General features: G+C 35.9%; 4 protein-coding genes. 3 read left to right on the forward strand and 1 reads right to left on the reverse strand.

Annotation, left to right across the window (positions count from 1 at the left end; translation table 11 throughout):
* Nucleotides 1–40 precede the first annotated feature (40 nt).
* On the reverse strand, nucleotides 41–1,693 hold the full coding sequence (locus GGR42_RS07800; protein ID WP_167962550.1) for a solute:sodium symporter family transporter: 1,653 nt from the start codon (nucleotides 1,691–1,693) through the stop codon (nucleotides 41–43).
* Between the two features lie 216 nt (nucleotides 1,694–1,909).
* Here GGR42_RS07800 and GGR42_RS07805 point away from each other — a divergent pair, with 216 nt between their 5' ends.
* Genes GGR42_RS07805 through GGR42_RS07815 form a run of 3 tightly spaced genes read left to right on the forward strand, consistent with a single transcriptional unit; the run spans nucleotide 1,910 to nucleotide 11,817 of the window.
* Nucleotides 1,910–5,215 carry a VCBS repeat-containing protein gene (locus tag GGR42_RS07805; RefSeq protein ID WP_167962552.1) on the forward strand — a complete coding sequence of 1,102 codons (3,306 nt, stop codon included), beginning with the start codon at nucleotides 1,910–1,912 and terminating at the stop codon, nucleotides 5,213–5,215.
* A 4-nt stretch (nucleotides 5,216–5,219) separates the two neighbouring features.
* Nucleotides 5,220–8,579 (forward strand): VCBS repeat-containing protein, encoded by a 3,360-nt coding sequence (locus tag GGR42_RS07810; RefSeq protein ID WP_167962554.1) that lies wholly within the window; start codon nucleotides 5,220–5,222, stop codon nucleotides 8,577–8,579.
* Entirely contained in the window at nucleotides 8,572–11,817 is a 3,246-nt protein-coding gene (locus tag GGR42_RS07815; RefSeq protein ID WP_167962556.1) for a VCBS repeat-containing protein, read from the forward strand. The genes GGR42_RS07810 and GGR42_RS07815 overlap by 8 nt, the downstream gene beginning before the upstream one ends.
* The last annotated feature ends 13 nt before the right edge of the window (nucleotides 11,818–11,830 follow it).

An 11,830-nucleotide genomic window follows, 5' to 3' on the forward strand; every position in this document is an offset into this window, starting at 1 on the left:
TTAATAAAAAAGGCTCTTTAAAAAGAGCCTTTTTTTGTTTTTACTTAGCAAAGTATATATAAATCCCTATCACGATAACACAAACTGCTATCCCCACCTGTTTTACATATTTATAAGGTTCAATGGAAACCTGTTTTGTGTATTCCAGTTCAAAAGGTTCTTTTCTAGGCCAAATTTTTCCAATTATCAACATTATTATAATATTCAAAGCAAACAAAATAGCCATTATATGCAAATAGTGTGGATAGGCATCCGCTTCTACCAATTTTAATGCGGCTGGGTCAGTAATTCCAGAAGATTTTGCCGCCTCCAAAGCTTTCTCAACCCTATTGGGCCCAACAATAAATTGGCTGATAATGTATAATATTGACCCCGATAAAATTCCTATTTTTGCCGCAATGGCAGGTACTTTCTTCGTTAAATATCCCACAACAATAATTGTCAAGATTGGAATACTATAGATTCCGTTTATTTCTTGTAAATAATTGAACAAACTTCCTGCATTGGCAATTAAAGGCGCAATAAACATGGCTGCCAAGGCCAAGCAAACACCAAATATTTTTCCGTATTTAACTACTGTGGACTCCGATGCATTCTTATTAATATGTTGCTTATAGATATCTATACCAAATAAAGTAACAGAACTGTTCAATACACTATTAAATGAACTAAGAATTGCTCCAAAAAGTACTGCTGCAAAAAAACCAACCATTGGTTTTGGCAATACTTCCCTTACCAATTCTGGATAGGCAAGGTCACTGGATGCCAAGCCACCGTCAAAATAATGGTAAGCAATCATCCCTGGCAATACCAAAATTAACGGTCCCAAAATCTTTAGAAATGAAGCCAATAACAATCCTTTTTGGCCTTCGGCCAAGTTTTTGGCCCCCAAAGCTCTTTGAATAATCTGCTGATTGGTACCCCAATAAAATAATTGTACCAACATCATACCTGTGAAGATGGTAGCAAATGGAACTTCTTGCCCATGGTTTCCTGTAGAATCAAACCTTTCTGGATTAGCGGACATCAATGTATCCAAGCCTGTAAAAATGTTTCCATCCCCAATGGCCATTAAACCAAAAATAGGAATAAGGACCCCACCAATCATAAGACCAATCGCATTGATACTATCAGAAACAGCAACAGCTTTTAATCCACCAAAAACGGCATATATGGAACCTATTATTCCTATTCCCCATATACACACTATCAATGCCGTTTTATCTGAAACTCCTAAAAGCTCCGGCACATTGAACATACCACTTATAGCAACAGATCCAGAATAAAGAATTACCGGCAACAATACTACAACATAACCAGTTAAAAAGAGTCCCGAGGTAATTGTCTTTGTAGTAACATCAAATCTTTCAGCCAAAAATTGTGGAACGGTTGTCAATCCTCCTTTTAAATATCTTGGCAATAGAAATACGGCTGCAACAACCATAGCAATGGCCGCCAAGGTTTCCCAAGCCATAACAGACAATCCGTCCGTATAGGCACTACCGTTAAGGCCTACAATTTGTTCTGTTGAAAGATTAGTCAACAACAAAGATCCTGCAATTACTCCTGCTGTGAGACTTCTTCCTCCCAAGAAGTAGCCGTCCGAAGATTTTTCATTGGTTTTTCTTGTTGCCATATAGGCAATGACCGCTACTAATATAGTAAAGCCTAAAAAAGATAGTATTCCTAACATGTTAGTTTATTTGGTTAATTTTCAGTTTCTAAATATATTGGATTATTGGTTAAAATAGGGGCGGCAAACTAATAAATCCTTAAAAAATCTTTTATTAGTTAACAAAAAACGTTTTCGCAAGTTCCTATTAACTCTTTCTTATCCTTATTAATCTTTCATTAATATTCTCTTTCTCAAAGTTTACTTATCTTGCCCCACGCTATTTCTAAGAAGGTTATGAACAGGTTTTTAGGGTTTTTGGTGCTGTGCTTTGCCCTATGTGCGTGCACTGAAAATGACAAGGACACACTCTTTAAAAAAGTCCCTTCATCAATCACTAACATCACTTTTAAAAATAGCCTTAAGGATTCTCCCGAACTTAATATACTTACCTATTTGTATTACTATAATGGTGCAGGTGTAGCCACAGCCGATTTTAACAATGATGGATTTACTGACATATACTTTACATCCAACCAAGGGGCAGACAAACTGTATTTAAACGAAGGAAATTTTAAATTTAAAGATATTACTACCTCAGCAAATATTGAAAATTCAGGTGATTGGACCACAGGCGTTACTTATACAGATATTAACAATGATGGACTATTGGATATTTATATCTGTAAGGTTGGCAACTATAAAAATCTAAAAGGGCAAAACCTACTGTATATAAACCAGGGTATTAATAAAGATGGAATCCCTGTTTTTAAAGAGAATGCCAAGTATTATGGTTTGGACTTTTCTGGGTTTTCCACACAAGCTTCCTTTTTTGACTATGATTTGGATGGAGATTTGGACATGTACCTAATGAACCACTCTACACACCCCAATAGAACCTACGGAAAAGGTTCACAACGGCATATGGCTGAGGCCTTGTCCGGTGATAGATTATACAAAAATGTAGATGGAAAATACGTAGATGTAAGTTCCCAAGCAGGAATATTTCAAGGAAAAATAGGATATGGATTGGGTTTAAGTGTCAGTGATGTAAACAATGATGGCTACCCAGATATATATGTAGGTAATGATTTTTTTGAAAATGATTATCTCTACGTTAATCAAAAGAATGGCACGTTCAAAGAAATCATTTCTATAGACGAAAGAAGTCTGGGTCACACTTCCCATTATTCTATGGGCAATGATATTGCCGACATAAACAATGATGGGTTGACCGATATTATTTCCATGGACATGCTGCCTGAGAATCTTGAAACCTACAAGACATCTGGTTTGGAGTATTCTTATCCCATTTATCAGAATTATTTAAAGAACGGTTATGCACCGCAATACATGCAAAACAGCCTACATCTTAACTTGGGCAATACAAATTTTAGCGAAATTGGAAGTTTAAGCGGTATTGCAGCAACAGAATGGTCATGGAGTGCTCTTTTGGCAGATTTTGACAATGACGGCAATAAAGATGTTTTTGTTTCCAACGGAATAAAAGGTGCTACAAATGATATGGATTTCATCAATTTTATAGCCCATGATAATATTCAAAAAAGAATAGATCAAGGCATGACCAATGAAGACATGAAGTTCATTTCAGAAATTCCCGAAAAGAAAGTGCCGAATTACTTTTTTAAAAACAATGGAGACCTCACCTTTAGCAATGTAACTGATGATTGGGTTCACAAAGAGAATTCTTTTAGTAATGGTAGTGCCTATGCCGATTTGGACAATGATGGGGATTTGGACTTGGTGATAAGTAATGTAAATGATGAGGCCTATATTTTAGAAAATACCTCGAACCAAAAGAATGACAATCACTATTTACAATTAGAATTTGATGAAAGTGCCAAAAACACATTTGGTATCGGCGCCAAAATAATAGCACATATTAGAGGGAGAACCATCGCTCAGGAAAACTACACCTCAAGAGGATATTTATCCGCTGTCTCCAACAACATGCATTTGGGAATTGGCAAGGACTCCATCATTGATTCCTTAACCGTTATTTGGCCCGGAGGAACCTTTGAAAAGCTGGTTGATGTGAAAACCAATCAAAAATTGATAGTGGAGGCTAAAAATGCTTCTGGAAATTATTATAAAAACAATACTTCACCAAATGAATCCTTTTTAGTAAATGTGGATAGTTTAGTCAATTTTAGACATCGAGAATATGAATCCGTTGAATTTAGCCGTGACCCTTTGGTTCCTTTTGCAAATACCAATGAAGGACCGGATATTTCTGTTGCAGATATAAACAATGATGAACTGGATGATTTTTTTATCAGTGGTTCAAAAAAATATCCTTCTGTTCTGTTTGTGCAGAATACAAATGGGGAATTTACAAATCAGCAAGAAGAAGTATTTAGAGAAGATGCGATGAGCGAAGATGTTTCCCATGCTTTTTTTGATGCGGACGGAGATAAAGATATGGACTTAATTGTTGTAAGTGGAGGCAACGAATTTAGAGGATCAGACAAACTACAGCCAAGACTTTATATCAATACTGATGGTAGATTTGAAAAAGATTCAGTTCAATTCAAAGGTTTGGAAATAAATGCCTCAAAAGTAAGCGCGGCGGATTTTGATGAGGATGGAAACATTGATCTTATTATTACTTCGGATCAAATTCCACAACAATTTGGAAAAACACCCAAACAATATCTATTGGCCAATAATGGTGATGGTATTTTTACAGATGTAACGAAAGATGTTTCACCATCTTTCCAAAATATTGGAAATGTAAAGGATTTCATGTTTTCAGACATAGACGAAGATGGAAAGAAGGACATTATCGCCGTTGGCCATTGGATGCCTATTTCAATTTTTCTTGGCAAGGACAAAGAATTTTTACCCTACACAAAAAATGGCCTGGAAAGCTCACACGGTTGGTGGAACAAGATAATATGTGAGGACTTTGATGCCGACGGAGACATAGATCTTATTGTCGGAAATTGGGGTGCAAATAGTAAATTATCATCTTCGCTGGAAAAACCTATGACCCTATACAACCAGGATTTTGATGACAATGGAACCGTAGACCCATTGGTTACCTATTACTATAAGGATAAAGAGACATCCTTCGCATCGAAAGACGAATTGGCCAAACAAATGCCCATTCTAAATAAAAAATTTCTCTCTTATAAAGATTTTGCCAAAGCAAGTATAAAGGATTTGTTCTCAGAAGAAAAATTAAGATCGGCAGACAAAAAATATGTCTATGAATTAAAAAGTTGCTACTTTGAAAATGATGGAAAAGGGAATTTTACCAAAAAAGAACTTCCCATTATTGCTCAATCATTTCCTATTCAGGACATGATTGCAGCCGACTTTAACAATGATGGACTTAAAGATGTATTGATTGTGGGCAACAATTATGAAGTAAATACCCAATTAGGAAGAATGGATGCGTCTCATGGACTAATTTTGCTCAATGATGGGAATAACAGTTTTTATTGGGCGCAAAATCAAAAGTTTAACATTTCTGGGCCCGCTAGAAATATGAAAGAAATAAAAATAAAAGACAAAAACCATTTCGTCGTTTCCATTAATAATGGAAAGCCTGTTTTTTTGGCCAAAAATGTAGAATAACGCTATGAAATTGAAACTTAACAAAATAATATTTACCCTAATATCCACAAGTATTCTTTTTACTTCTTGTAATTCCAATGAAGAGGAAAAAGAAATTGCTTCGAAAGAGTCTCAAACACTTTTTTCCCTGCTTTCATCAGAAAAAACAGGAGTAGATTTTGTGAACAAAGTTGAGAATCAAAAAAACTTCAACATATTTAAATATCGTAATTTTTATAATGGAGGAGGTGTAGCCATTGGTGACATAAATAATGATGGTTTGCCAGACATTTATCTTACAGGCAATATGGAGCCCAACAAACTATATTTAAACAAGGGTGATTTTAAATTTGATGATATTTCGGAATCTGCAGGTGTAGAGGGAAACAAACCATGGTCCACGGGCGTGATAATGGTAGACATTAATCAAGATGGGCTATTGGATATCTATGTAAGCAATGCTGGTAACATGAAAGGAAACAACCATGACAATGATTTGTACATTAATAACGGGGATTTAACTTTTACCGAAAAAGCCGAAGAATACAATCTTGCCAAAACAGGTTTTTCTACACATGCCTCTTTCTTTGATTATGATAAAGATGGCGATTTGGATGCCTATATTCTTAATAACAGCAATATTCCGGTAAGCAGTTTAGGCTATGCAGAACAGAGAGAAGTAAGGGCACAGGATTGGGAAGGTGTTCCCGATATTTTTAAAGGGGTTGGAGACATGCTCTTACGAAACGATAATGGAAAATTTGTAGATGTTAGTGAAAAGGCCGGGATTTATGGAAGTCTCATTGGCTTTGGACTTGGTGTTATGGTCACCGATATCAATGGAGACTTATACCCAGATATCTATGTTTCAAATGATTTTTATGAGCGAGATTATCTTTACATAAACAACCAAGACGGAACGTTTAAAGAAGATATAAAAAATTGGACCTCTCATTTATGTCTTTCAGCAATGGGAGTGGATATATCTGATATTAATAATGACGGGAATGCAGATATATTTATCACAGACATGCTTCCCGAGCCAGACCAACGTGTTAAATCCGTCATGGAGTTCGAAGGTTACAATGTCTTTAAACTAAAACAAAGCAAAGATTTCTATCAACAGTATATTCAAAATACATTGCAATTAAATAATGGTAATGGCACTTTTTCAGAAATTGGATATTACAGTGGGGTTGCCGCTACAGATTGGAGTTGGGCCGGGTTGCTTTTTGATATGGACAATGACGGCCTTAGGGATATTTATATTACAAATGGCGTAAATCATGATTTGACCGATTTGGATTTTGTTGACTTTTTCGCCAACGAAATCATTCAAAAAATGGCATTGACAGGTAAGAAAGAGTCTATTGATTCTATTATAAATAAAATGCCCGTTGCACCGCAACCCAACTACGCATATCACAATAAAGGGGACATCACATTTAGTAATGAAGCCAACAATTGGGGATTGGGAATTCCAAGTCTTTCCAATGGAGCTGCCTATGGTGATTTGGACAACGATGGTGATTTGGACTTAGTAGTGAACAATGTAAATATGGAATCTTTTGTTTACCAAAACAATGCTGAAAAATTGACCAATAACAATTATATTAAACTCAAGTTTGACGGTACACAAAAAAACAAATTTGCCATTGGCACTTCGGTCAAGATGTATTACAAGGACAATATAGTTCTTCAAGAATTGATGCCTTCAAGAGGGTTTCAATCTTCAATGGACTATGTAATGACCATCGGCTTGGGTAAAACAAAGAAAATTGATTCCATTAGGGTGATATGGCCAGATGACCAAACACAAAAATTGACTAACATAGATGCTAATCAGTTTTTAACCATTAAACACTCCGATGCCACTGAAAAATACCTCATCCCCAAAAAAGAAACCATTAAAACTTTGATGAATGAGCTTCCACAAAAAGGCCTAATCGCCCATAAAGAGAACAATTATAATGATTTTGACTATGAGGGCCTTATTCACAAACAACTTTCACAAGAAGGGCCGGCACTGGCTATAGCGGATGTGAATGGAGATGGCAATGAAGACGTTTATATTGGTGGTGCCAAAAACCAATCTGGGATTGTTTATTCCCATAATGGAAATGGACAGCTTACCGCAATACAAAATAGTGGTTTGGACACTGACGCTTCTTTTGAAGATACCGCTGCTGCATTTCTTGATGTAGATGGTGATGGCGACCAAGATTTAATGGTTGGTTCTGGTGGTAATCAAGTTGGTGAAGAAGCAACATACAGGGCTCGACTTTATCTAAATAACGGGCGGGGAAAATTCAGTAAATCAGAAACAAGTCTTCCATCTACCTTTAAAAATATATCCACTATTGCTCCCAGCGATTTTGATAATGATGGGGACATAGATGTTTTCATTGGTTCACGAAGTGTAGTTGGGACTTATGGTGTTAATCCAGACCATTTATTTTTGGAAAATAATGGAGATGGTACTTTTGTTGACGCCACGGAACGTTTGGCTTACGACCTTAAAGGTGCGGGAATGATTACCAATGCTATTTGGGAAGATATGGATGGGGATAACAAAAAAGATTTGGTTACAGTATCTGAATGGGGCACCCCCAACATATATAAAAATTCCGGAAGAAGATTAAGCAAATTATCTTCAACCTTGGATAGTCTTACGGGATGGTGGAATGTTGTTGAAGCTGCCGATTTGGACGGAGATGGCGACAATGATTTGGTTTTGGGCAATCAAGGAAACAATTTACACTATAAACCCACTGTGGAAAATCCAATGAAAATGTGGGTGAACGATTTTGACAACAACGGCACCATTGAACAGATTATGACCCAAAATTTTGATGGTAAGGATTATCCATTGCATCAGAAAAAAGAATTAACAACACAAATGGTAGCGCTCAAGAAGCAAAACTTAAAGGCATCAGAATATGCCAAAAAAACGATTGGGGAATTGTTTCCAAAGGACATTTTTGACAATTCCATTGTGAAAGAAGCTGGTACATCAGAATCTGTAATAGCCATAAATGAAGGAGGAGGGAAATTCACAATTAAAAAACTTCCAAGTAGAGTTCAATTATCATGTGTTTGTGGTATTAGCTGTACTGATGTTAATAATGATGGTAATCTGGATATTATTATGGCGGGCAATAATTTTGAATTTAAACCACAATATTCCAGATTGGATGCCAACTATGGAAACGTATTGTTGGGAGATGGCAAATTGGGTTTTGAATGGCAAGATTACAATACCAGTGGCTTTTTTGCGAGAGAAGAAGTAAAGCACCTAAAACAATTTAAGGATAAAAATGGCAATGCCTATTTAATTGCAGCTATTAATGATAATGAACCAAAGATTTTCGCACTTGATGAATAAGATTCTTTTTTACATATCGGTTTTTACATTATTGATTGGCTGTAAAAAAGGGGGTGGATTGTTCAAAAATCCCGCTCCTGAAGAAACTGGAATTTCTTTTACAAACACATTAACGGAAACCGATGATTTAAACATATTGGATTATTTATATTTCTATAATGGCGGTGGAGTTGCCATTGGTGATATTAATAATGATGAACTTCCCGATATTTTCTTTTCTGGAAACCAAGTAAAGAACAAGCTTTACATCAATAAAGGGGGTTTAAAGTTTGAAGATGTCTCCGAAAAGGCTGGTATTACGGGAAATAGCACATGGAATACAGGTGCTGTTATGGGAGATGTAAATGGTGATGGACTTTTGGACATTTACGTTTGTGCCGTTGTGGGCATTAATGGGTTTAATGGTTACAATGAATTATACATAAATAATGGTGATGCAACTTTTACAGAAAGCGCAGCCCAATTTGGATTGGATTTTGACTCTTATAGTTCCAATGCGGCTTTTTTGGATTATGATTTGGATGGTGATTTAGATATATACCTACTTAACCATGCCGTTCATACCCAAGAATCTTTTGGACGTGCGGACTTACGTTTAAAAAGAAACTTCCAAACAGGTGACAAACTACTTCGCAACGATGAAGGGAAATTCACCGAAGTAAGTGAAGAGGCTGGTATCTATGGCGGTATAAACGGATATGGGTTGGGAATTGCTGTTTCAGATTTTAACCAAGATGGGTATCCAGATATTTATGTGGGAAATGATTTTCATGAAGACGATTACTATTATTTGAACAATGGTGATGGTACTTTTTCAGAAAGTCTAAAACAATATTTTGGGCATACCTCCCGGTTCTCTATGGGAAACGATGTGGCAGATATCAATCATGATGGTTTGCCAGATATTATTTCTTTGGATATGCTTCCTGAAGATGAGAAAGTATTAAAATCCTCAGAGGGTGATGACAACATCCAAACCCAAAAGCTGCGAACAGAACGTTATGGGTATCACTATCAGTTTACCAGAAATATGCTCTATGTGAACCAGCCCAATGGTGAATATATGGAAACTGCATTAATGAGTGGTGTAGCTGCAACGGACTGGAGTTGGAGCGCTTTATTTGCCGATTACGACCAAGATGGCGAGCAAGATATATTCATTTCCAACGGAATCCCAAAACGACCCAATGATTTGGATTTTATCAACTTTACTTCCAATGACCAAATCAAGAATAAAATAAACAACACCAAATTGGTAGACCAACAGGCTCTGGATATGATGCCTTCTGGGGCGGTACACAACTATGTGTTCAAAGGAAATAAAAGTCTTTCGTTTGATGATGTATCAAGCAAATGGATAGTGCCTGACACTCTTATTTCTGGGTCAACCGCAATGGGAGATCTGGACAATGATGGCGATTTGGACCTAGTAACCAATAACATTAACAGCCCAGCCACATTGTACATCAACAAAACAAATGAAGATGCCAATTATTTAAAGCTGAAGTTTAAGTTTTCTGATAAGAATCAATATGGAATAGGTACAAAAGTATATTCTTATCACCAAGGCAATCTACAATTTAAAGAGCTCTATACTGTAAGAGGATTTCAATCTTCCTCTGAACCCATTATTCATTTTGGATATGGAAAAACAGAAAAAGTAGACTCCCTCAAAATTGTTTGGCCAAACAAAACGTATCAAATACTAAAAGATGTTACTGTTAATCAAACTTTGGCCATTACTCCAAAAAATACAAAGAAGTTTAATTTTAACTCACTGAAGCCTAAAATTGAACCTTTGTTCCAAAAAGTAGAAGGAAATCTAGGGTTGGATTTTATTCACAAGGAAGACAAATATGTCGATTTTAACAGGGAAAAGCTAATTCCCTACCAAATTTCGGATAGAGGGCCGGCAATGGCAATGGGAGACCTAAATAATGATGGGAAAGAAGATATTTTCTTTGGAGGTTCCAAATACATTCCTTCAAAAATTTATGTGCAAACTGATTCTTCCTTCGTAGAAAAAATCTTCCCTGAAATAAGAAATGATTCCATTAAAGAGGATGTTTCAGCTATTATTGCAGATTTCAATGGTGATGCTATGAACGATATTTTTTTAGGCTCAGGAGGTGGAGATTTTTATAACAAAATGAAGCCCTTATTGGATAGTTATTATACCGGAAAGGACTCAATTTACAATGCTGCGGAACTTCCAGATTATTTTGAAAATGCATCTGTTGTAAAAGCATGTGATTATGATAAAGACGGGGATTTAGATGTATTTATAGGCAATCAGGCTATAACAACCAAATTTGGAGCCAATCCTACATCTTACCTACTAGAAAATAGCAAAGGAAGTTTCTCAGTGGTAAAAAAATCTTCTATTCAAAATTCTGGAATGGTTACTGATGCCATATGGGACGATTTTAATGAAGATGGCGCAAAAGACCTTATTGTGGTTGGGGAATGGATGGCTCCCAAATTTTATCTAAACAATAATGGTGAGCTTACAGAAGCAACTATTTTAAATGAAGATTTAAATGGTCTTTGGCAAAGTATATACCCTTTTGATATTGATGGGGATGGTGATACGGATTATCTTTTAGGAAATTGGGGAACCAACTCAAAATTTAAAGCATCTGAAAAATCCCCTATGAAATTGTTCTTTGGAGATTTTGATAAAAATGGACAAACAGAAACCATTACTTCAATAGAAAAAGATGGTGAATATTATCCTCTAGAAGGTCTTGAAGGTCTAGGTGGACAAATGGTAAGTTTACGCAAGAAATTTACAAGCTATAAGGATTTTGCCGGTAAAAATATTGATGAGATTTTAGGCAAAGAAGAAATCTCAAAAGCTGAAATAAAAACTGTCCACACCTTGCAATCCGGCTATTTAAAAAACGAAAAAGGTAAATTCACATTTGTTCCTTTTAAAGCAAAACTACAAATTGCACCTATTACGTCTTTTGTTTCCCATGATTTTAATGGGGATGGAAAAGAAGAAGTCCTAGTGGCAGGGAATTATTTTGGTGTAAAACCCTTTCATGGAAGATTCGATTCTTTCCCCGGAGCTCTTATATATGACGAAAAGAATATGGTTTTGGGCAATACATTAGGATTAGAGTTGGCCCAAAAATCAGTACGGCATTTAAATGTAATTACACTAAAAAATACGAACTATCTATTAGTTACTCTAAACAATGATAAGGCGCAAGTATACAAACTATTAAAATAAAATTAATTCTAAG

The organism is Saonia flava (assembly GCF_011927795.1).
GTDB classification, from domain to species: Bacteria; Bacteroidota; Bacteroidia; order Flavobacteriales; family Flavobacteriaceae; genus Saonia; species Saonia flava.